This window comes from Pseudomonas sp. TE3895, assembly GCF_056278855.1.
Genome location: NZ_JBWBQE010000001.1, coordinates 4,865,345 through 4,888,490, shown reverse-complemented (window position 1 = coordinate 4,888,490; position 23,146 = coordinate 4,865,345). Strand labels below are relative to the sequence as shown.

Here is a 23,146-nt window from a genome sequence, read left to right as displayed (position 1 = left end):
TTGCGCAAGACGAGGTTCAGCGCAAATCGCCTACCATGCTTGCCAGGGTCTCCAGCACCGCGCCGGCCAGTGCCTTCGAGCGCGCCCCCGACCACCCGGCAACGGCATCGGGCGCGTCGTCATGGTCCTTGAACGGCATCTCCAGCGTCAGTGACAGGCAGTCATGGGCCATGCCCACCGCGTTGCAGGCCAGCGTCGTGTTCGCCTGTCCGGGCTCGTCACGGGTATAGCCATGCACCGTCTGGAAGTCGCGAGTCAGGCTGCACAAGGTGGTACGGAACTGCTCTTCGAGCTTGGCCAGCCGAGGGGTGTAACCGGGGTTGCCCTCGCATGCGGCCGTGAACACGTGCGGGATCTCTTCGTCACCGTGCACGTCGATGAAGGCATCCACACCGTACTGCTTCATCTGCGCCTGTGCAAAGAACACTTCCGGGCTGAATTCGACGCTGGCGTCCTGCCAGGCGCGGTTGAGGTCCTTGCCTTTGAAGTTGGTGCGCAGGTGGCCGAGGAAGGCGCCGTCGGGGTTCATGTTGGGGATCAGGTAAAGGTCGGCCTTGGCGAGCAATTGCTGGACCACTGCGTCGTTGGCCTGCAGGCGGTCGATCACGCCTTCCATGAACCATTCGGCCATGTGCTCGCCCGGGTGCTGCTGGGCAATCAGCCACAGCTTGCGCTTGCCTTCGGCACCGTCGCCTGCCCGCAGCAGCGGGATATCGCGGCCCTGGATACTGCGGCCGCTGGCCAGCAACTCGACCCCCTGGAGTTGGCGGGCGCGTTCGATCAGTTGGTTGTGGCGGGCACGCGGGTAGGGCTCGAAATAGGCGAACCAGATCTGGTCCTGTTCAGCCTTGACCTCGAACGATAGCGCCGTACCGTCGAACTGGCTGGGCACGCGGAACCAGCGCTGCTGGTCATAGCTGGCCACAGCGTTGTAGCCGCTCCACGCGTTCTTGTACGAGGAGCCAGAAGCGTTGTCCAGGCTGAAGCGATGGACCTGCCCCGGTGTGAGCCCGCTGACCTTGAAGTGGAACCACTGGTAGTGGCCGCTGTGGGTGTCCGGGCGAATGGCCAGGTGTACCTGGGCCGGGTTGCTGGCATCCAGTACCTGTATGTTGCCGGAGTCGAAATCGCAGTCGATCTGCAGGGGGGACAGCGTCACGGTCATGTGCCGGGCTCCTTTGCGGGCATTGTTGTAGGGGTACTGTATACGGTTTGGCAGGGATGCTGTGCAAGATCAAGCAGGGCGAGCCGTTGGCGGGCAGCTGGTATGCCGCGGGCCAACGACCGGCAACTGTGTGAACGTCGGTTATTTGAAGAACTGGCTGGGCGTGGTACCGAACTGGCGTTTGAACATGCTGGCGAAGGCACTTGGGCTGTCATAGCCCAAGGCCCCCGCCACATCGATGATTCGCTCGCCCAGGGCAATTCGCTCCAGTGCCTGCATCAGCCGCGCCTGCTGGCGCCACTGGCCAAAGGTCATGCCGGTTTCCTTGCGGAACAACCGCTGGATGGTCTTTTCGTCCACCCCCAGTTGCACGCCCCAGTCGGCAACGGTGGCGTTATCGTCGGGCCGTTCATGCAATGCCGTGCAGATCACCCGCAGGCGCTGGTCGCTGGGTTGCGACAGCTTCAGCGGCAAGGTCGGCAGTACGCAGATTTCGTCGAGGATCAGGCGCATGACCCGGGCTTCGCGCGAGTCCTCGGCAAACGGTGCGGTGAACCCCACCGAGGCCTTGATCAGTTCGCTGAGCAAGGGCGAGATGCTGATGGCCTTGCTCTGCAGGGGCAGGCCTGTTGCCGCGTCGATGCGCACGAACACACTGCGCATCTTCACGTCGCCGACACAGCGAATGGCGTGCACCTGGCCGCAAGGCATCCACACACCGCGGCTGGGTGGCACTGTCCAGCATTCGTTCCCGGACTCGACGATCATCAGGCCTTTGATGGCATAGATCAGTTGATGCTTGGTATGGCTATGGGGCTCGATGAACCAGTCGCTTGGGTAGTCTGTCGCACGGCTACCCACTTCCCAGGTCCACTCATCGACCTCCACCAGCAATTCACGCTGCGGCTTTACCATCGTGACCTCGTATCGAAGCAGCCTGGCAGCGCCACTTTAGCAGCAACGGCCAGGGCGGGCCCGCGAGCGGGTGGCCGGTAGCAAGGCGGTGGCCAACCCGAGCAGCGGCAGGAACGCGATGGCTTGGTACACCCATTCGATGCCATGCCGGTCGGCCAGTGTGCCCAGGCCGGCTGCACCCACGCCGCTGATGCCGAACATCAGCCCGAACATCACCCCCGAAACCATGCCGACCCGGCCTGGCACCGCCTCCTGGGCATACACCACCAGGGCAGCGAATGCCGAGGACATCACCAGGCCGATGGCCACCGCCAGTACGGCTGTCCAGGCGAGGTTGGCATGGGGCAGGGCCAGGGCGAAGGGCGCCACGCCGAGGAACGAGACCCAGATCACGGCCTTGCGCCCGATGCGATCACCCACCGGGCCACCGGCAAAGGTGCCCAGCGCAACGGCTGCGAGGAACACGAACAGGTACAGCTGGCTGTGCTGCACACTCAGGCCGAAATGCTCGATCAGGTAGAAGGTGAAGAAGTTGGTGAACGAAGCGATGTAGACGAACTTGGCGAACATCAGCACGGCGATCACCACCACAGCGCGCCACATGGCACCCCGCGACAGGCCGGGGGCCTGTTGGCCCGCGAAGCTCTTGAGCCGGGCCTGGCCGTGGCGCACGCTCCAGCCCGTCACCCGCAGCAGCACCAGAACAGCCAGCGCAGCGGCCAGCATGAACCAGGCAATGGCCGGTTGGCCGTGCGGAATGATGATGGCAGCGGTGAGCAGCGGGCCGAGGGCCGAACCGGTATTGCCGCCGACCTGGAAGGTTGATTGCGCGGTCCCGAAGCGCCCGCCGGAAGCCATCCTGGCGACCCGCGAGGCCTCTGGGTGAAAGGTGGCCGAACCCACGCCGACCACGGCGGCGGCCACCAGCAGCATTTCATAGCTGCCGGCAAAGGCGAGCAGGGCGATGCCCACCAGCGTCACCACCATGCCGGCAGGCAGCAGGTAGGGTTGTGGGTGCTTGTCGGTGAACATGCCGACCCAAGGTTGCAGCAGGGAAGCGGTCACCTGATACACCAAGGCGATCCAGCCGATCTGGGCAAAGCTCAGCGCGAAATCGCTTTTCAGCATAGGGTAGATCGACGGCAGTACGGCTTGAATCAGGTCGTTGAGCAGGTGGGCGAATGCAGCAGCACCGACGATGCGCACGACAAAGCCCTGAGGCTGGTCGGCAGGCGTGGCGGCGGCTACGGAGGCGGCGGAAGTTGTCATGGGCAATGTTCTTCTATGGCAAGGGAGCAAGGCGTTGCCGCAGCAGGTTATCCAGTGCCGAGGTTGCCTGTCTCACGCCGAACAGGCAGCCAATGTCGCGTTTCGGGCATCCGTGACCACAGCCTGACAAGCGCACGCAATCGCCCATTTCATCATTGCAGTGAGGAACGGTGCGTCGCAGGCGTCAGGTGCGGCCCGTGTGCAGAAGCGGCCTTGTATCGCGGTGGGCCGCTCCTGCAGGTGGTTGCCTTCAGGCCATATCGGCTGCGGTTTTGCCGACGACCTTGTGGCGGCCGCCCAGCCATACCAGCAACAGCCCCGCAGCTGCCAGCACACCTCCGGCCATCGGCACGGCGGCGTAGCCCAGGTTCAGGCTGATAACCGCACCACCCAGCGCCGCGCCCACGGCGTTACCCAGGTTGAACGCACCCACGTTGATCGACGACGCCAGGCCTGGCGCCTCGATGGCGGCAGTCATGACGCGCATTTGCAGCGGCGGTACCACGGCGAAGGTGAACATGCCCCAGACCAGCAGGGCGATGGCGGTGCCGAGGTGGCTGCTCAGTACCAGGGGCATCAGCAGCATGATCAGCGCCAGCACGGCAAGGAAGATTTTCGCCGCGCCATCCAGCGACCAGTCGGCCAGGCGGCCACCCAGGCTGTTGCCAAGGGTGAAGCCAACGCCGATCAGTACCAGCGCCAAGGTTACGAAGCTGTCCGAGGCACCGGTCAGTTCGGCCAGCACCGGCGCCACGTAGGTGTACAAGGTGAACATGGCGCCGGCACCGAGCACGGTGGTGGCCATTGCCAGCAGCACGCTGGGGCGGGCAATGACCGCCAGTTCCTTGCGCACATGCGGCACGCTGCCGCGTTCACCCTTGGGCAGGGCGTACCACAGCGCGGCCATGGCCAGCAGGCCAAGTACGGCGGTACCGGCAAATGCCATGCGCCAGCCGATCTGCTGGCCAATCCAGGTGGCGGCCGGCACGCCGCCGATGTTGGCGATGGTCAGGCCCATGAACATGGTGGCCACGGCGCTGGCCTGTTTCTCCTTGGGCACCACGCTGGCTGCCACCACGGCTCCCAGGCCGAAGAACGCACCATGGTTGAGGCTGGTGACCAGTCGCGAAGCGAGCAGGGTGTAGTAGTCCGGCGACAATGACGACAGCAGGTTGCCAAGGGTGAAGATGGCCATCAGCGCCATCAGCGCAGCGCGCTTCCCAAAGCGGCTGAACAGCAAGGTCATGATCGGCGCGCCGACCATCACGCCAATGGCATAGGCGGTGATCAGCATGCCGGCGCTGGGGATGCTCACCTCCACGCCCTGGGCGATGACTGGCAGTAGCCCCATCGGGGTGAACTCGGTAGTGCCGATGCCAAAGGCGCCAATGGCCAACGCGAAGAGCACGCGGCCGGGTCTCATTGTTTGAGCAGTCATCAGTGTCAGTCCCAGGTTGGCGCCAGGCCGTCAGGGCTGACCTCGCGGCCGTTGCGCTCCAGCTTGGCGATGCGTGCCATATCGTCGGTGTCCAGCGTCAGGCCACGGGCAAGCAGGTTGCTGGCCAGGTTTTCACGCTTGGTCGACGACGGGATCACGGCATAGCCCAGTTGCAAGGCCCAGGCCAGGGCAACCTGGGCGACGGTAGCCTTGTGCTTGGCGGCGATCTGGGCCAGCACCGGGTCTTTCAGCACTTTGCCGTAGGCCAGGGTCATGTACGAGGTCACGGTGATCCCTTGTTCCTTGAGGAACGCGGTCAGCGTGCTGTTCTGCAGGTAGGGGCTGAGCTCGATCTGGTTGGTGGCGATTTCCCCTTTGCCGACCACGGCAATGGCTTGCCTGGTCAGCTCGATGTTGAAGTTGGAAACGCCGATCTGGCGAGCCAGGCCTTGCTGCTTGGCGTCGGCCAGGGCCTTCATGTACTCGGGCAGTTCTACGCCATTGCCCGGCGCTGGCCAGTGGATCAGCAGCAGGTCGACGTAGTCGGTGCGCAGCTTCTGCAAGCTGTCACGCAGGCTGGGGATCAGCTTGTCGGCGGCGTAGTTGTCGACCCAGATCTTGGTGGTGATGAACAGCTCGCTGCGCGGCACGCCGCTTTCGGCGATGGCCTGGCCCACTTCGGCTTCGTTCTTGTAGATCTGGGCGGTATCGATGACGCGGTAGCCGACTGCCAGGGCAGACTTGACCGAGTCGATGACGGTTTGGCCGGAGAGGCGGAAGGTGCCGAGGCCGAAGGAAGGAACGCTCATGGGGTTGCTCCTGAATAGGGGGAGGATCATGTGATGGCCAGTGTGCAGGTTTGAACGGCAGCGAATAAGCCGCCATGGCGCCAAAGTCCTTTGACCTGTAGTCACAAATACATTTTCAAGCTGTGCATTCACTACATAAATAGGGCCCGAGGGGACTGGAACCTTGTTCAGCTAGCGCTTTTTTATCAAGCGTTGAGGCTGCCCATGACCCCTTCAGTAATACCTGCCGACTCCATCGATGCGCTGATTGCCCGTCAGCTGCCAGGCTGGCTCAAGCGCGCATCTGCCCAAGAGCTGACAGGGCTGCGCGCCGCTGCTTTGCGCCAACAGCGGGCGCAGGACCACGTCGACGCCTGGTTAGGGGCTATAACCCCCTTGGATGAGTTCGCCGAGTCGTTGCTCAAACGTGCACCCGAGGCCCATTCGATCAAGCAGGTAGATTTGCGCCAGGCTCAGCTCAGGCTGGTGACCCTGCAGCCCAAACCGTCGATATCACCTGCTCTACCTAGCACGTCAACACGCATCGTCAGCACCCAGACGCTTCTCTCGGCGGCACTGCATAACTTCCACGAAAAGGAAATGCAGCCTGGCTGGTTCGCGGCCGGGTCGCAGTTGGTCACTGCCAGCGGGCACCTGCTGCCGCTAAGTGCGCAAGCTTTTGTCCGCCTTTGCAGAGACATCGATATTGGCAGGCGTTATCAAAGCCATTTGCAATCGAAGCTGGAAGGCGAGGGGGTGGCCGTCGAGAGTGCCCTGGAGGAGGCGATGAGCGCCAACCTGGCGCTTGCTGCAATCGCCGCAAGAATCAAGGGTGAAATCGATGAGCAGACCTGTCAGTGGATCAACCAGGTGGTGGGCACAGGGTCTTTCCTGCCAGCCGACAACACCGTATTGAAGTGTCACACCCTGCGGCTGTTGGGCAAGGAGGTCATTGGCGCACTGGTGATCGAAGTGCGTCAGAACGCCCGCCTGCTTGGTGTTATCGCGTGGTTCCCTGAGGACCCGTATGCCCCGGTGAGTTGGCACACCAGCTGGGAGCTGCTGTACATGACCCTTGGCATACGTTTGCGTAATGAAGCGTATCGGCGCTACTTCCAGCGCTTCGTCGCAGAGCGTGATCGCGTCGCCTTCTGCGCGGCGCTGAACGCGCTGCTCAGCCACGGTAATACCGTTCTCCCGCTTGAGCTGGATGGCCGCTGTTTTGCGATCGAGGGCGACGTGTTTGTCGCGCTGCGCCAAGCCCGGATCGACAAAATGCTGGATGACGCACGGGTATTGGCGGTATCGACAGAGGATGAGGATGTCGCCGACCGTCGCGCACGTTTGCAGGGCTATCTGGATTTGGGGTTGAGCGTAGCAGGCCTGGCAGCGCTGTTTGTGCCTGTGTTGGGGCAGGCCCTGCTGGGGCTTACGGTGGTGCAGCTGGCAGGTGAGGTGTACGAAAGCTACCAGGATTGGCAGTTGGGTGATCGCGACGCCGCATTGGGCCACTTGTTCAACGTGGCCGACACGGTTGTGATGACGGCGGTGACGACGGCCGGGGCGACGGCACTTGGCAAGCTGGCCCAGCGAGTGGCGCAGGTGGATGCCTTGGTGCCGGTAAGCCTGGGCGATGGCCAGTTGCGGCTGTGTGACCCGTCCTTGTCGGGCTATCAGCGTGAGGGCGTCGATCTGATGGTAGGACAGGCCGTGAATGAAACTGGCCGTTCGCTGAGGCGCCTGCACGATGCTGTCTATGAGGTGAGCGAAGGGGACGATGGCGCATGGCGTATTCATCATCCATCAAGGCCACAGGCCTACGTACCGGCACTTGAGCACAATGGTGCCGGGGGATGGGTGCATGAGTTCGAACAACCGCAGCGCTGGCATGACGCCGCCTACATGGTGCGCCGCCTTGCCAGTCGCACGGCGCAGGTGCCCGATGAGGCGGTGTCTGTGGCGTTGCAGGCCACGGGTTTCGAGGCTGACAGCCTGCGCCGTTTGTTACTGGAAAATGCGCCCCCGCCGGCACGCCTGCTCGATGCCATCGAGCGCCAGCAATTGCACCGTGATTTCCCGGCGTTGCGAGGTGAGGCTTTCGAGGAGGTCTTCAACGAGCGACAGATCAGCCCGCAAGCAGCAGACCGGGTCTTGATGCGGGACTTCCCAGGCCTTTCCCACCGCTGCGCACGGGAAATCGTCGAGGGGGCCAGCAGTGTCGAGATGGAGAGCCTGACGGGCGCAGGCCGGGTGCCCTTGGCCTTGGCGGAACGTGCTCGCTGGGCAATACGCGACAGTCGGATAGACCGTGCCTGCGCAGGGTTGCGCCAGGCCGCGGCAGAAAATGACGATACCGGCAAGCTCGCGCTGGGCCTGCTCGATGCCATCGCCCCCTGGTCGGCTGGGGTCAACGTTGAGCTGCCTGCCGCGGGCAGGGGTGGGTTGCTGCAGACGTTGAGACGGCAACTGGACAGCCGCCAGCGACAGTTGCTCGGTATTAGCCAGATGACGGATGACGCACTGGGTGAGCGGCTTGGGCGTGAGGCGCTCGCTGACCGTGAAGCGGCGGCTCGAATGATTGGGCTGGCCCGTGTGGGGCAGGGGATTCGCCCTCCTGTGCGGTTGTTCGATGGGCGTTTGGGCTACCCGCTCAGTGGCCACCTGACAGGCACCCGCCAGGCACTGCGGCGCACGTTGAACCACGTGTTCCCGGTGATGAGCAGTGAGCAGCTGGAGGTCTACCTGCAAGACCTGGCGCAGCGGGGGGTGGACCCGTGGAACCATGTCAGCCAACTGTTACAGGCCAAGGTCAGCCTCAAGCAGGCATTGCAGACCTGGCGAAATGACGCAGGGCTGAACATTGTTCGCCGCCTGCGTCGTTTCAAGGTTGCCAGGCGCATTACGGCAAGCTGGCAGCGCCTTACCCCAGGGGAGGTGGCGGGTGACTACCACCTGACCCTCGTGGGTGAGCGGGTGGGTGACCTGCCGGCTTTGCCTGAAAATGTGAGTTTTGACCACATCACGCACCTGACCCTGCGCGATATGCAGCTGACGAGCCTTGATGCGGGCTTTCTTGGTCGCTTCAGCAAGGTGCGCAACCTGGACTTGCGGAACAACCGGCTGACACGCCTTCCTGCAGGTATCGAGCAACTGACCGAATTGAAAAACCTGCGCCTTGGCGGCAACCAGATCGTGCTTTCCAGCGAGGATAACCTGCGTTTGAGCCAGCTTGTGGAACTGCGCCGCCTGGAGCTCAACGGCAACCCGGTCGGTTTGCTGCCACCCTTGGCGTCTTTCCCCCTGCTGCGCCGGCTGTCCTTGCGCAACACCGGGCTGGGCGAACTGCCCGCTGATCTGGCCAGGCACGGTAATCTGGAGTTGCTGGACATGCGTGACAACCAGATCCAGACGCTGCCTGAAGCGTTGTCCCTAGTGCCGCTTCGCTTGTGGCGGGGCCTGGAGCTGCACGACAATCCACTCTCGGACGAAACCCTGCAGCGCTTGCAGTTGGCCAGGGCGTCGGCCGGGGCCGCTGAGCGTCGGCGTGCAGCTCATGCCACTTCGATCCCGAACGCTGCAGCCCCTTGGTTTTCAGGGTTCACGCCAGCCCAGCGCGAGGTGCGATTGGCGAGCTGGAACCGCTTGAGCCAGGAAGCCGGGGCGCAGGATCTGTTTCGCTTTTTCTCTGATTTACGCGCCCTGCGTGAATACGACGCACAACCGCGCGACCTTCAGGCGCGGGTGTGGCATATCCTCGAAGCCTGCGAACAGCACGCTGAAGTACGCGCGAGCCTGTTCGAGCAAGTTGCCCGGCCGCGCAGTTGCAGCGACGAGTTGCTGCTGACGCTCAGCGAGCTGGAGGTTGGCGCGCTGGTCGCCAAGGCCGGTACAGCCGGTACCGGGTTGCAGAAGGAGCGGGCGCTGGTCAGGCTGGGGCGTTCATTGTTCCGCCTGGACAAAGTCAACGCAATTGCCGCGCGGCATATTGCGGATTACTTTTCGAACGATCCCGTTGAGGTTTACCTGACCTATCGCGTCAGGCTGGCGGATAGCCTCGACCTTCCCGTGCAGCCCAGCCATCTTTCGTATGAGAGTTTCAGCGGGGTTGGCCGCGAAGACCTGGACGCCGCGCGCAGCGAGGTGCTGCGGCAGGAAACGCCACAAGCCTTGGCGCAGGCGCTGGCAGATCGATCCTTCTGGCAGGACTATCTGCACGAGCAGCAGGCGGCGCGCTTCAGCCGCCTGGACGAGCCTTTTCAGCGGCGCCTGGATGCGTTGCTCGAACAATCGAAAACGCTGAGCGATGGCGACTACTTTGCCCAGGTCGAGCATATCTGCGCAGCGCGTGAGGTCGCGAAACGGCAGCTTTTGCTTGAATTGAGCCGAGAGGCAATTCAACGCCACGGCCTATGAACGAAACAGCCCGCCGAGAGGCGGGCTGTTCGCTGGGGCGGGACGATCAGCGGCGGCGGAACAGCGGCAGCGGTTCGTCGGTGGCGGCCTGGTAGGTCACCGAGAAGTCCTTCAGGCTTTGCAGCGCGTCTTCCGGGTCCTTGTCGGCACGGATGGCGAAGGCGTCGAAGCCGCAGCGGGCCATGAAGAACAGCTGGTCGCGCAGCACATCGCCGATGGCGCGCAGTTCGCCTTTGAACTTGTAGCGGTCACGCAGCAGGCGCGCATTGGAGTAGCTGCGGCCGTCGGTGAATGCCGGGAAGTTCAGGGCGATGACCTGGAAGTGGTGCACGTCTTCACCGATTTCCTCCGCTTCCTGGTCGCTGTCCAGCCATACACCCAGGCCGCCATCGCGGGCCTTGAGTACGTGGGCATGGTCGCGCCACATTTGCAGCGGCACGATGTAGTCGTCGCAGTTGGTCAGCTCGTCGAACGAGGTTTCCTTGGGCAGCAGGTGCCAGGTTTCGTCGACGATCTGGTTGTTCTTAATGATTCGCTGCATAGACGCGTTCCTTGAAGGGGTCGATGCCGATACGCTGGTAGGTGTCGATGAAACGCTCTTCCTCGGTACGTTGCTCGACGTACACGGCGATCAGCTTCTCGATCACATCGGCCATGTCATCCTGCGCGAAGGACGGGCCAAGGATCTTGCCCAGGCTTGCGCCGCGTGCGGCGTTGCCGCCCAGCGACACCTGGTAGAACTCCTCACCCTTCTTGTCCACGCCGAGGATGCCGATGTGGCCCACGTGGTGGTGGCCGCAGGCGTTCATGCAGCCGGAGATGTTCAGGTCGATTTCGCCGATGTCGAACAGGTAGTCCAGGTCGTCGAAGCGGCGCTGGATGGACTCGGCAATCGGGATCGACTTGGCGTTGGCCAGCGAGCAGTAGTCGCCACCCGGGCAGCAGATGATGTCGGTCAGCAGGCCGATGTTCGGGGTGGCGAAGCCGCCCTCGCGCAGTTCAAGCCACAGCGCGTGCAGTTGGCGCTGCTCGACGTCGGCGAGGATGATGTTCTGCTCGTGCGAGGTGCGCAGGAAGCCGAAGCTGTAGCGTTCGGCCAGGTCGGCCACGGCGTCCAGCTGCTTGTCGGTCAGGTCGCCCGGGGCAACACCGGTAGGCTTGAGTGACAGGGTCACAGCCACGTAACCCGGGCGCTTGTGGGCACGGGTGTTGCGCGAGCGCCAGCGGGCGAACCCTGGGTGCTCGGCATCCAGGGCGGTGTAGTCGACGTTGTCGAGTGCGAGGTACTCGGGGTCGACGAAGTGGCGCGATACGCGCTGCACTTCGGCTTCGGTCAGGGTGGTGGTGCCGCCACGCAGGTGGACCATTTCGGCCTCGACCTTTTCGGCGAACACTTCCGGGGTAAGGGCCTTGACCAGAATCTTGATCCGCGCCTTGTACTTGTTGTCACGGCGACCGTAACGGTTGTACACGCGCAGGATGGCGTCGAGGTAGCTGATCAGGTCCTGCCACGGCAGGAACTCGTTGATGAACGAGCCCACCACCGGGGTACGGCCCAGGCCACCACCGACCAGCACACGGAAGCCCAGTTCGCCGGCCGCGTTGCGCACGGGCTCCAGGCCAATGTCGTGCACTTCGATGGCGGCGCGGTCTTCCTGCGAGCCGTTGATGGCGATCTTGAACTTGCGTGGCAGGTAGGCGAATTCCGGGTGGAAGGTGGTCCACTGACGGACGATTTCACACCACGGGCGCGGGTCGACGATCTCGTCTGCGGCCACACCGGCGAACTGGTCGGTGGTGGTGTTGCGCAGGCAGTTGCCGCTGGTCTGGATCGCGTGCATCTGCACGGTGGCCAGTTCGGCGAGGATGTCGGGGATGTCTTCCAGCGCCGGCCAGTTGAACTGCACGTTCTGGCGGGTGGAAATGTGGGCATAGCCCTTGTCATAGTCGCGAGCGATCTTGGCCAGGGTGCGGACCTGGTTGGCGTTCAGCTGGCCGTACGGCACCGCGACACGCAGCATCGGCGCGAAACGTTGGATGTATAGGCCGTTCTGCAGGCGCAGAGGGCGGAATTCTTCTTCGCTCAGCTCACCGGCCAGGTAGCGGCGGGTCTGATCACGGAACTGCTTGACGCGGTCCTCGATGATCCGCTGATCGTACTCGTCGTATACGTACATAAAAGTCCTGTCTCAGGCATGCAGCTATTCGCGCGCACGGCCGCGCACTCCGGTACGGAGCCGGGGAACGATAGCAGGTTGCGGTTATGCGCTAAAGTGATGTTTTTGCATATGAAAAGAACCAAATGGACTATGTGAGATTGACTGCCATTTGTGCGCTGAGCATCGCCAGGCGTTTATAATCCGGTGTTTGCTTCGCAGAGATGTGACCCCATGCTCAAGGCCCTGTGCCAAAGCTTGTGCCTTGCCTTGCCACTGGTGGCAAATGCGCAACCGGCTTCGGTGGTGTTCCTCAACCCGGGGCTGTCCACCGAGACATTCTGGACCAGCTATACCCGCTTCATGCAGGCCGCTGCGGACGAGCTGGGCATGACCCTGCAGGTGCAATACAGCGAGCGCCGAGCCGACCTGGCTCTGACCCAGGCCCGGGCGATCCTGAGCGCGCCGCAGCGGCCGGATTACCTGGTGCTGGTCAACGAGCAGTATGTGGCGCCGGAAATCCTGCGGCTGTCGCGTGGCACCGGGGTGAAGCTGCTGCTGGTCAACAATGGCCTGACCGCCAGCCAGCGCCTCAGTATCGAGGGCCAGCCCGACAAGTACGCCGAGCCACTGGGTACCTTGATGAGCAACGACGAGCAGGCAGGCTTCCAGATGTTGCACCTGTTGCTCGCACAACTGCCTCGCGACGCAGGGCCGGTGGATCTGGTGGCTTTTGCCGGGGTCAAGACCACCCCGGCCTCGCAGTTGCGCGTTGAGGGCATGCGCCGCGCCTTGGCCGATTTCCCTCAGGTGCGCTTGCGGCAAGTGGTATACGGCGGCTGGAACCGCCAGCGCGCCTACGAGCAAGCGAAGCAGTTGCTTGAGCGTTACCCGGCCACCCGGCTGGTGTGGTCGGCCAATGACCAGATGGCCTTCGGTGCCATGCAGGCGTTCGAGGAGGCCGGGTACACGGCGGGTCGTGACGTGCTGTTCGCTGCCGTCAACAGCTCGCCCGAAGCGTTGCGCGCACGTATCGATGGGCGCTTGAGCGTGCTGATGGGGGGGCACTTCACCCTTGGCGGTTGGGCCATGGTGATGCTGCACGATGACGCCCACGGGCTGGCGTTGAACCGCGACGGCCTGCGCGAGCGCCGTGTTCCGGTATTGCAGGAAATCGATCAGGCCAAGGCCAGGCGTTGGCTGAAGCTGTTGGAAAGGGACGACTACGGCGTCGATTTTCGGCGTTACAGTGCTGAAGGGCGCCCGCCCGGTTACCGTTACCCGTTTCTGGCGTCACCGGTCGAATATTGAATGACCCTGCTTGAGGGAAGGGCATTGCTCGTCTTAACTGCTGGTGGTGAAGTGCATTCCCATAACCACTACAAGAGGCAATGCAATGGGAAACTCAACCAAGGTCCGCAAAGCTGACAGCAGCGTCGATGCCTGGGCGATCCTCTGCCTGATCGTTCTGGTGGTGGTCACTGCCGTGTATTGGGTCAGCCACCAGTGACTTGAAACTCAAGACCGTGATGTAGCAGGGCGCCTGTGGGAGGGAGTCTCGCAGGCGCTTTATTATTGCCTGTGCCCGTCTCTTTGCGGTGAAAACATCTGCCTTGAGAATGGCGCAGTACCGTCGTAGGAGCGGGTTTACCCGCGAAAGGGCCGGACCTGCTGGCCAATCTCCCCCCGCCGTTCACCATTGCCGCCGCCACCGTATTCGCGGCTAAACCCGCTCCTACACACGCATCGCTGGTTGGGGAAAGGCCGTCGTAGGAGCGGGTTTACCCGCGAAAGGGCCGGCCTGCTGGCCAATCTCCCCCCGCCGTTCACCATTGCCGCCGCCACCGTATTCGCGGGTAAACCCGCTCCTACATACGCATCGCTGGTTGGGGAAAGGCCGTCGTAGGAGCGGGTTTACCCGCGAAAGGGCCGGGCCTGCTGGCCAATCTCCCCCCGTCGTTCACCATTGCCGCCGCCACCGTATTCGCGGGTAAACCCGCTCCTACACACGCATCGCTGGTTGGGGAAAGGCCGTCGTAGGAGCGGGTTTACCCGCGAAAGGGCCGGGCCTGCTGGCCAATCTCCCCCCGCCGTTCACCATTGCCGCCGCCACCGTATTCGCGGGTTTACCCGCGAAATGGCCGGACCTGCTAGCCAATCTCCCCCCGCCGTTCACCATTGCCGCCGCGACCGTATTCGCGGGTAAACCCGCTCCTACACACGCATCGCTGGTTGGGGAAAGGCCGTCGTAGGAGCGGGTTCACCCGCGAAAGGGCCGGGCCTGCTGGCCAATTACCACCTGCCGTTCACCGTTGCCGCCGCGACCGTATTCGCGGGTAAACCCGCTCCTACACACGCATCGCTGGTTGGGCGCAGGCCGCTGTAGGCGCGGGTTTACCCGCGAAGAGGCCGGCACAGGCTAGCGGGTCAGGTGCAGCGCCAATTGCACCAGGCCGATCAATACCGCAATGAACACCAGGGTGAACAGCGCCCCCAACGCAATGAAGTGGCTGGCCTTGCCGTGGGTGAAGTCGCGTGCGCGGTTTTTGCCGCTTTGCACGCCGAAGGCGGCAGCGAGGATGCTGTGCAGCATCTGCCAGAAGGTCGGGGGTTTGCCCTGGCTGGAATCGTCCACGGTGGCTCCTGGGGAAATAAGAGGCAATCAAGGACAGTGTAGGCAATGGTTGTGAGGTTGCCTGTGCCGGCCTCTTCGCGGGTAAACCCGCTCCTACAGGTCAATCACGGCCCTTGAGGCCTGTTTCATACCTGTGTGGGCGAGCCCGCGAAGAAGCCAGCGCAGTCGTTTAGCTGTCATACCCCAGGTTAGGCGCCAGCCAGCGCTCGCTTACGCTGATATCCTGGCCTTTGCGTGCGCTGTAACGTTCGATCTGATCCTTGTCGACCTTGCCTACGGCAAAATACTTCGCCTGCGGGTGGGCGAAGTACCAGCCGCTGACCGCCGCCGCCGGGAACATCGCGAAGTGCTCGGTGAGGTACACCCCGCTTGGCCCGGTCTCACCAATGGCGGTGCCATCGAGCAGGCGGAACAGGGTTTCCTTTTCGGTGTGGTCGGGGCAGGCCGGGTAGCCCGGCGCAGGGCGGATGCCGCTGTACTGTTCCTTGATCAGCGCCTCGTTGTCCAGGTGTTCGTCGCGGGCATAGCCCCAGTGCTCTTTACGCACCTGCTCGTGCAGCCATTCGGCACAGGCTTCGGCCAGGCGGTCGGCCAGGGCCTTGACCATGATCGAGCTGTAGTCGTCGCCCTTGTCCTGATAAGCCTTGGCCACTTCCTCGGCACCGATGCCGGCGGTGGTGATGAAACCACCTACGTAGTCGGTAACGCCACTGTCTTTCGGTGCGACGAAGTCGGCCAGCGACCAGTTGGGCTTGCCGTCCGGCTTGATGGTCTGCTGGCGCAGGTGGTGCAGGGTGGCCAGTGCCTGGCCGTCTTCGCCGTAGACTTCGATGTCGTCATCGGCCACCTGGTTGGCCGGCCAGAAGCCGAATACCGCGCGGGCGCTGATCAGCTTCTCGTCGATCAGCTTGTCGAGCATCTCGCGGGCATCCTTGTACAGCGCCGTAGCAGCCTCGCCAACCACCTCGTCGGTGAGGATGCGCGGGAACTTGCCGGCCAAGTCCCAGGAGATGAAGAACGGGGTCCAGTCGATGTACTCGGCCAGGGTGCGCAAATCGATGTCTTCCAGCACCTTGACGCCGGTGAAGGAGGGCACCGCTGGCTGGTAGCTGGCCCAGTCGTACTGCGGCTTGGCAGCGATCGCCTGGGCGTAGCTGAGGCGCTCGGTGCGGGCGCTGCGGTTGGCGGTGCGCTCGCGCACGTCCACGTATTCCAGGCGGGTCTTCTCGACGAAGCCCGGCTTGAGTTCTTTGGACAGCAACTGGGTGGCCACGCCGACCGCGCGCGAAGCGTCGGTGACGTAGATAACTGCGTCGTTGCTGTACTTGGGCTCGATCTTGACCGCCGTGTGCGCCTTGGAGGTGGTGGCGCCACCGATCATCAGCGGCAGTTCGAAGCCCTGGCGCTGCATTTCGCGGGCAACGTGGACCATTTCGTCCAGCGACGGGGTAATCAGGCCGGACAGGCCGATGATGTCGCACTTCTGCTCGCGGGCCGTTTGCAGGATCTTCTCCGCCGGCACCATCACGCCAAGGTCGACGATGTCGTAACCGTTACAACCCAGCACCACGCCGACAATGTTCTTGCCGATGTCGTGCACGTCGCCTTTCACCGTGGCCATCAGGATCTTGCCCTTGGCTTCTGGCTTGTCGCCTTTTTCGGCTTCGATGAAGGGGATCAGGTGAGCAACGGCCTGTTTCATGACGCGGGCCGACTTGACCACCTGCGGCAGGAACATCTTGCCCGCGCCGAACAGGTCGCCGACCACGTTCATGCCGTTCATCAGCGGGCCTTCGATCACTTCGATGGGGCGCGTGCACTGCTGGCGGCATTCTTCGGTGTCTTCGACGATGAACGCAGTGATGCCCTTGACCAGCGCGTGCTCCAGGCGTTTTTCCACCGGCAGCGAGCGCCACTCTTCGTTTTCCACTTCCTTGGTTGCGCCGCCACCCTTGTAGTCGTCGGCGATGGCCAGCAGTGCATCGGTGCCATGCGGGGTGCGGTTGAGCACCACGTCCTCGACCTTTTCACGCAGCTGGGCCGGGATCTCGTCGTAGATCTCCAGCTGGCCGGCGTTGACGATACCCATGGTCAGGCCGTTCTGGATCGCGTGGTACAGGAACACCGAGTGGATCGCCTCACGCACCGGGTTGTTGCCACGGAACGAGAACGACACGTTGGACACACCGCCCGAGCTCAGGGCGTGGGGCAGGTGGTCGCGGATATAAGCACAGGCTTCGATGAAGTCGACGGCGTAGTTGTTGTGCTCTTCGATACCGGTGGCGACGGCGAAGATGTTCGGGTCGAAGATGATGTCTTCTGGCGGGAAGCCCACTTCGTTGACCAGGATGTCATAGCTGCGCTGGCAGATTTCCTTCTTGCGCGCGGCAGTGTCGGCCTGGCCGGCTTCGTCGAAGGCCATGACCACCACGGCAGCGCCATAGCGCTTGCACAGGCGGGCGTGGTGCTTGAACTGCTCGACGCCTTCCTTCATGGAAATGGAGTTGACGATACCCTTGCCCTGGATGCACTTGAGGCCGGCTTCGATCACTTCCCACTTGGACGAGTCGATCATGATCGGTACGCGCGAAATGTCCGGCTCACCCGCGATCAGGTTGAGGAACCGGACCATGGCTGCCTGGGAGTCGAGCATCCCTTCGTCCATGTTGATGTCGATTACCTGGGCGCCGGCCTCGACCTGCTGCAGGGCGACTTCCAGGGCTTCGGTATAGTTCTCTTCGCGGATCAGCCGGGCGAATTTGGCGGAACCGGTGATGTTGGTGCGCTCACCGACGTTGACGAACAGCGACTGGCGGTCGATGGTGAACGGCTCCAGGCCCGACAGGCGGCAGGCCTTGGCGATTTCCGGGATCTCGCGCGGCTTGTACTTGGCCACGGCTTCGGCAATGGCCTGGATGTGCCCCGGCGTGGTACCGCAGCAGCCGCCAATGATGTTGAGGAAGCCGCTGGCCGCGAATTCTTCGACCACCGCGGCCATCTCGGCCGGGGTTTCGTCGTACTCACCGAAGGCGTTCGGCAGGCCTGCATTGGGGTGGGCGGACACGTGGGTGTCGGCCTTGGTGGCCAGCTCTTCCAGATACGGGCGCAGGTCCTTGGCGCCCAGGGCACAGTTCAGGCCCACGGAAATCGGCTTGGCGTGGCGCACCGAGTTCCAGAACGCTTCGGTGGTCTGCCCCGACAGGGTACGGCCGGAGGCGTCGGTGATGGTGCCGGAGATCATGATCGGCAGTTCGACGTTGTCGTCCTCGAACACTTGCTGCACGGCGAAGATCGCCGCCTTGGCGTTGAGGGTGTCGAAGATGGTTTCGATCAGGATCAGGTCGGCGCCGCCTTCGATCAGGCCGCGGGTGGCCTCGATGTAGTTTTCTACCAACTCGTCGAAGGTGACGTTGCGAAACCCTGGGTCGTTGACGTCTGGGGAAATCGAGCAGGTTCGGCTGGTAGGGCCGAGCACGCCGGCAACGAAGCGCGGCTTGTCCGGCGTCTCCAGGGTCTTGGCATCGGCAACCTGGCGAGCGATGCGCGCGCCTTCGACGTTCAGCTCGTAAACCAGCGACTCCATGCCGTAGTCGGCCTGGGAAATCTGCGTGGCGTTGAAGGTGTTGGTTTCGAGAATATCGGCACCGGCATCCAGGTAGGCCTTCTCGATGGCGGCGATCACGTCCGGGCGGCTGAGCAGCAACAAGTCGTTGTTACCCTTCACATCGCTTGGCCAATCGGCAAAACGCGTGCCACGATAGTCGTGTTCCTCCAGACGGTAGCTTTGGATCATAGTACCCATGCCGCCGTCGAGGATCAGGATGCGCTCTTTGAGTGCGTTCTGGAGTGCTTGGAGACGAGCGCTGCGGTCGGACATAGGAACTACCTGGTCGGGCGAATATCAGAAGGTGCCGAATCATAACAAAGCTGCGCGGTTTTTAGGCATGTCGCCCATTTGCATGAAAACTGCTCATGTTGGGCGGGTGGAGGCAGCGCGAAGCACCCAGGACGACCAGGCAACAAATCGTGATGGCTTTCAAGAACCAGGACTTTCCGCACATGGTGCATCGTATCCTTGCCGGCGCCTTCGCCCTGCTCATCAGCGGCGCGGTATTCGGGCAGGCCCCCCAGTCGAGCCCGGCTATTTCTTACACCCGGGACATTCAACCGATCTTCACCGAGAAGTGCGTGGCCTGCCACGCCTGCAACGACGCCGCCTGCCAGCTCAAGCTGGAAAGCCCTGAAGGCGCGGTACGCGGGGCCAGCAAGGTCCCGGTGTACCAGGGCGAGCGGAGCAAGGCGGTGCCCACCACGCGGCTGTTCTACGACGCACACAGCGAAGAGCAATGGCGCAAGAAGGGCTTCTACTCGGTGCTCGACAACCAGGGCGGTCAGGCCGCGCTGATGGCGCGCATGCTGGAGTTGGGCCACAAGACCCCGCTTACGCCCAACGCCAAGCTGCCCGAAGAGATCGTCCTTGGCCTGAGCCGCAACAACATGTGCCCGTTGCCCCATGAATTCGACGCCTATGCCGGCGCGCACCCCAAGGAGGGCATGCCGCTGGCGGTGACCGGGCTGACCGACGACGAATACGCCACCATGCGCCGCTGGCTGGCGGCCGGTGCGCCGGTGGAGTACCAGCCGATCCAGCCTAGCGCGGCCGAAGCCAGGCAGATCGCAGAGTGGGAAGAACTGCTCAACCGCCCGGGTTCCACCGAGGCGCTGGTGGGACGCTGGCTGTACGAGCACCTGTTTTTGGCGCACATCCATTTCGCTGGCGGCGAGCAGGGCCACTTCTTCCAGTGGGTGCGCTCGCGCACGCCAAGTGGCAAGCCGGTCGATATCATTGCCACCCGCCGCCCCAACGACCCGCCGGGCACGGACTTCTACTACCGGTTGATCCCGGTGCAGGGCGTGATCGTGCACAAGACGCACATCACCTACCCGATGGGGCCGCAGAAGCTCAAGCGCGTGAAGCAGCTGTTCTATGCCGGCGACTGGCATGCTGCCGCGCTTCCGGGCTACGGCCCGCGCCACCGGGCCAATCCGTTTGAAACCTTCGAGGCGATCCCGGCCGTGGCGCGCTACCAGTTCATGCTGGATAACGCCGAGTACTTCGTGCGCACCTTCATCCGTGGCCCGGTGTGCCGCGGGCAGATTGCCACTGACGTGATCCGCGACAACTTCTGGGCGCTGTTCCAGGAGCCGGCCTTCGATCGCTACATCACCTGCGATGCCAAGTACCGGGGCGAGGCTACCCCGCTGCTGGCCATGCCTGGTCAGATCGATGACGTGGGCAGTGTGCTGAGCCTGTGGCACGCCTATCGTGACAAGCGCAACGACTACGAGAAACTGCGCCGTGAAGCCTATGCCGAAATGCCGGCACCGAGATGGTCGACGCTGTGGGCCGGTAACGACAATGCGCTGCTGAGCATCTTCCGCCACTTCGACAGCGCATCGGTGACCAAGGGCCTGGTGGGGGATGTGCCGCTGACCGTGTGGCTGTTCGACTACCCGTTGTTCGAGCGCACGTATTACCAGCTGGCGGTCAACTTCGATGTGTATGGCAACGTTTCGCACCAGTTGCAGACGCGCCTGTACTTCGACCTGATCCGCAACGGCGCCGAGGTCAACTTCCTGCGCCTGATGCCGGCCGACCAGCGCAAGGCGATCCTTGGCGACTGGTACCAGAACAGTGGCAAGGTGAAGATGTGGATGGATTATGAAGACATCGACACCGACACCCCGAGTGGCATCAAGCTCGACCCGCGCAACCCCAAGCGCGACTTTGGCCTGAAGCTGCTGCAGCGCACCGGCAGCCTGAATGCCGCACCGGACCCGATCAACCGCTGCCAGGGCGCGTTCTGCTCGCGGCCGCAGATGAGCGAAGAATTCCGCAATGCCGAGCAGTCGCTCAGCCGTCTGGTGTCGCGCCCGGCGGCCGGGCTGAAGGTGATCAACCAGTTGCCCGAGGCGACCATGCTGCGTATCGAAGGGCAGGACGGCCAGCGTCAGGTGTACAGCCTGCTGCGCAACCGCGCGCACAGCAACGTGGCGTTCCTGCTGGGTGAGGCGTACCGCTACCAGCCGGGGCTGGATACCCTGACCCTGTACCCGGGGGTGCTCTCCAGCTACCCGAACTTCATCTTCAACATCCCGACCAAGGATGTACCGGAGTTCGTCGAGGACATGGAGTATGCCAAAGATGACGCGGCGAAGTTCGAACGCATTGTCATGCGCTGGGGTGTGCGCCGCAGTCACCCAGCGTTCTGGCGCTACTTCCATGACCTGAACAGCTATATCAAGGAGACCGAACCGGTCGAGGCGGGCGTGCTGGACATGAACCGCTACGAGAACCTCTGATCGGGTTGGCTGACCTTTCCTAGTACCTTGCGGTCGGAATGGGTGGGTGGTCTTGATCGATTGCAAAAGGGGGCTGCTTTGCAGCCCTTCGCGGGTGAACCCGCTCCTACAACAGGTACGGCGCTGCTCTCAAGGCTGGCGCTGGCCTCTGCACTCGATACGGGCCTCAATGCACCGCCAAGCGCAGGGTATTCCATGCTGTATTCGCTTCAGGCACTGCGGGCGTTCGCCGCCTGGGTGGTGGTCTGCCACCATTTCATGCAGATCTTCTTCGACTTCCACGCCACCGGCCCCATCGGCCAACTGCTCACCGACCGTGGCGCCGTAGGCGTCGACATCTTCTTCGTCATCAGTGGGCTGGTCATCTACCTGTCGACCCGCGACAAAACCATCGAGCCGCGCCAGTTCCTGCTCAATCGGGCGCTGCGCATCGTCCCTGCCTACTGGTTCTACACAGCCCTGATGGCCATATTGCTACTGGCATTCAGCCAATGGATGCCACATCAGGCGTTTGACTGGCGGCACCTGTTCCTGTCGCTGCTGTTCATCCCGGCGGAAAACCCAGGTGGCTATGGCCTGTACCCGACCCTGAACGTGGGCTGGACGCTGAACTTCGAGATGTTCTTCTACCTGCTGTTCGGCCTGGCCTTCCTGGTACGCCAACGGCATCACCTGCTGCTGGTGACTGCCGCTCTGTTGCTGGTCAGTGAGGTACTGGGGCGCATGGGCGTGGTCAGCCGCTTCTACAACAACGACATCATCTACGAGTTTCTGCTGGGCATTGGTGTCGGCGTACTGTACCGCCGCGGGCTGATCCGTCAGGGGCGGTGGTTGCCGCTGGCGTTGCTGGGTGTGGCGGGCATGGCGATCTACTATCTGGACGCTTCCCAGCGCTTGCTGCACTGGGGGTTACCGAGTGCGATGGTCGTCCTGGCCTTCGTGGCCATGGAGCCGCTGTTCCAGGGCAATCGGCTGCTCAAGGCCCTTGGCGACTGTTCGTACTCGGTGTACCTGATACATGTGCTGGTGCTGTATGCCGGTTGGTTCGCCAGTGAGCGCCTGCATCTGAACCCGTTCCTGACATTTGCCCTGTGCGTGCCGTCCATTGGACTAATGTCGTGGTTCAGCTATCAGTGGCTGGAGCGCGGCCTGTACCGGCGAATGCAGGCCTGGCTGGCGGCGCAACGGGGGCCGGCCCCTGAATATGCGCTTTCCCGAGTCAATTGCTAGGACTTTGTTCGAAGGCTGGGTTGGCGTACACTTGGCCGCAAGTCTGTGAGGAACCTACATGAGCGCTATAACCATTACCGACGCCGCCCATGACTACCTGGCCGATCTGCTCTCCAAGCAGAATACGCCCGGCATCGGCATTCGCATTTTCATCACCCAGCCGGGCACCCAGTACGCCGAGACGTGCATCGCCTACTGCAAGCCGGGCGAAGAGAAGCCTGACGACACCGCCGTGGGTCTGAAAAGCTTCACTGCTTACCTGGACGCCGTCAGCGTGCCGTTCCTGGAAGACGCACTGGTCGACTACGCCACCGACCGCATGGGCGGCCAGCTGACCATCAAGGCGCCAAACGCCAAGGTGCCGATGGTCAACGAGGACAGCCCGATCAACGAGCGTATCAACTACTACCTGCAGACCGAGATCAACCCCGGCCTGGCCAGCCATGGCGGCCAGGTGAGCCTGGTGGACGTGGTCGATGACGGCATTGCCGTGCTGCAGTTCGGTGGTGGCTGCCAGGGTTGCGGCCAGGCCGATGTCACCCTGAAGGAAGGCATCGAGCGCACCCTGCTCGAGCGTATTCCGGAGCTGAAGGGCGTGCGCGACGTGACTGACCACAGCCAGAAAGAAAACGCCTACTACTGAGTTGAAGGCGGCTCCCTTAGCAACAAAGTGTTACGGTTTCAACCCCTGCGACAACAGGCCGCAGCCCGTATTCAAAGGGCTGCAGGCCATCCCCGCCATGGTCGGGTAGAACCCCTCTGGGTGTCATGCCA

At 62.9% G+C, this 23,146-nt stretch carries 14 protein-coding genes; 5 read left to right on the top strand and 9 right to left on the bottom strand.

The genetic code is table 11. The features are described from left to right. Positions 1-16: 16 nt before the first annotated feature. The 5 genes from ACZ889_RS22125 to dkgB all read right to left on the bottom strand — a co-directional run bounded on the left by ACZ889_RS22125 (position 17) and on the right by dkgB (position 5,596). Positions 17-1,165 carry a M14 family metallopeptidase gene (locus ACZ889_RS22125; RefSeq protein WP_088512895.1) on the bottom strand — a complete coding sequence of 383 codons (1,149 nt, stop codon included), beginning with the start codon at positions 1,163-1,165 and terminating at the stop codon, positions 17-19. A 141-nt stretch (positions 1,166-1,306) separates the two neighbouring features. Then, positions 1,307-2,080, bottom strand: a complete 774-nt coding sequence (locus ACZ889_RS22120; RefSeq protein ID WP_003250380.1) for an AraC family transcriptional regulator — start codon at positions 2,078-2,080, stop codon at positions 1,307-1,309. Positions 2,081-2,116: 36 nt separating this feature from the next. Beyond that, positions 2,117-3,349: an MFS transporter gene (locus ACZ889_RS22115; protein WP_003250383.1), complete on the bottom strand. Its 1,233-nt coding sequence runs from the start codon at positions 3,347-3,349 to the stop codon at positions 2,117-2,119. A gap of 250 nt (positions 3,350-3,599) precedes the next feature. Further along, complete coding sequence (locus ACZ889_RS22110) at positions 3,600-4,772, bottom strand: MFS transporter (RefSeq protein WP_060537689.1); 1,173 nt, start codon at positions 4,770-4,772, stop codon at positions 3,600-3,602. 20 nt (positions 4,773-4,792) lie between these two features. Further along, a complete protein-coding gene (gene dkgB, locus ACZ889_RS22105; protein ID WP_047604040.1) occupies positions 4,793-5,596 on the bottom strand; it encodes a 2,5-didehydrogluconate reductase DkgB in 804 nt (267 codons plus the stop codon). 204 nt (positions 5,597-5,800) lie between these two features. On the opposite strand from dkgB, the gene ACZ889_RS22100 reads away from it, so the two are divergent. Beyond that, positions 5,801-9,988: an NEL-type E3 ubiquitin ligase domain-containing protein gene (locus tag ACZ889_RS22100; protein WP_476257816.1), complete on the top strand. Its 4,188-nt coding sequence runs from the start codon at positions 5,801-5,803 to the stop codon at positions 9,986-9,988. A 46-nt stretch (positions 9,989-10,034) separates the two neighbouring features. Here ACZ889_RS22100 and ACZ889_RS22095 read toward each other — a convergent pair whose 3' ends face one another. Both ACZ889_RS22095 and ACZ889_RS22090 read right to left on the bottom strand, forming a co-directional pair. After that, positions 10,035-10,529 (bottom strand): DUF934 domain-containing protein, encoded by a 495-nt coding sequence (locus ACZ889_RS22095; RefSeq protein ID WP_003250391.1) that lies wholly within the window; start codon positions 10,527-10,529, stop codon positions 10,035-10,037. Next, positions 10,513-12,165, bottom strand: a complete 1,653-nt coding sequence (locus ACZ889_RS22090) for a nitrite/sulfite reductase (RefSeq protein ID WP_003250394.1) — start codon at positions 12,163-12,165, stop codon at positions 10,513-10,515. Before ACZ889_RS22090 ends, ACZ889_RS22095 begins: the two co-directional genes overlap by 17 nt. 213 nt (positions 12,166-12,378) lie before the next feature. Here ACZ889_RS22090 and ACZ889_RS22085 point away from each other — a divergent pair, with 213 nt between their 5' ends. Continuing rightward, positions 12,379-13,455 (top strand): ABC transporter substrate-binding protein, encoded by a 1,077-nt coding sequence (locus ACZ889_RS22085; RefSeq protein WP_143999861.1) that lies wholly within the window; start codon positions 12,379-12,381, stop codon positions 13,453-13,455. Between the two features lie 1,108 nt (positions 13,456-14,563). On the opposite strand, the gene ACZ889_RS22080 is transcribed toward ACZ889_RS22085, so the two are convergent. Next, positions 14,564-14,779, bottom strand: coding sequence for a DUF2970 domain-containing protein (locus ACZ889_RS22080; protein ID WP_004573790.1), 216 nt, complete (start codon positions 14,777-14,779; stop codon positions 14,564-14,566). Between the two features lie 169 nt (positions 14,780-14,948). Beyond that, a complete protein-coding gene (gene metH, locus ACZ889_RS22075) occupies positions 14,949-18,656 on the bottom strand; it encodes a methionine synthase (RefSeq protein ID WP_476257815.1) in 3,708 nt (1,235 codons plus the stop codon). A 182-nt stretch (positions 18,657-18,838) separates the two neighbouring features. On the opposite strand from metH, the gene ACZ889_RS22070 reads away from it, so the two are divergent. The 3 genes from ACZ889_RS22070 to nfuA all read left to right on the top strand — a co-directional run bounded on the left by ACZ889_RS22070 (position 18,839) and on the right by nfuA (position 23,015). Then, a complete protein-coding gene (locus ACZ889_RS22070; RefSeq protein WP_476258031.1) occupies positions 18,839-21,142 on the top strand; it encodes a fatty acid cis/trans isomerase in 2,304 nt (767 codons plus the stop codon). A gap of 195 nt (positions 21,143-21,337) precedes the next feature. Then, positions 21,338-22,372, top strand: a complete 1,035-nt coding sequence (locus ACZ889_RS22065; protein ID WP_180689605.1) for an acyltransferase family protein — start codon at positions 21,338-21,340, stop codon at positions 22,370-22,372. A 58-nt stretch (positions 22,373-22,430) separates the two neighbouring features. Next, the gene (gene nfuA / locus ACZ889_RS22060; protein ID WP_003250416.1) at positions 22,431-23,015 is read left to right on the top strand and encodes a Fe-S biogenesis protein NfuA; all 585 of its coding nucleotides are present in this window, start codon (positions 22,431-22,433) and stop codon (positions 23,013-23,015) included. Positions 23,016-23,146 lie beyond the last annotated feature (131 nt).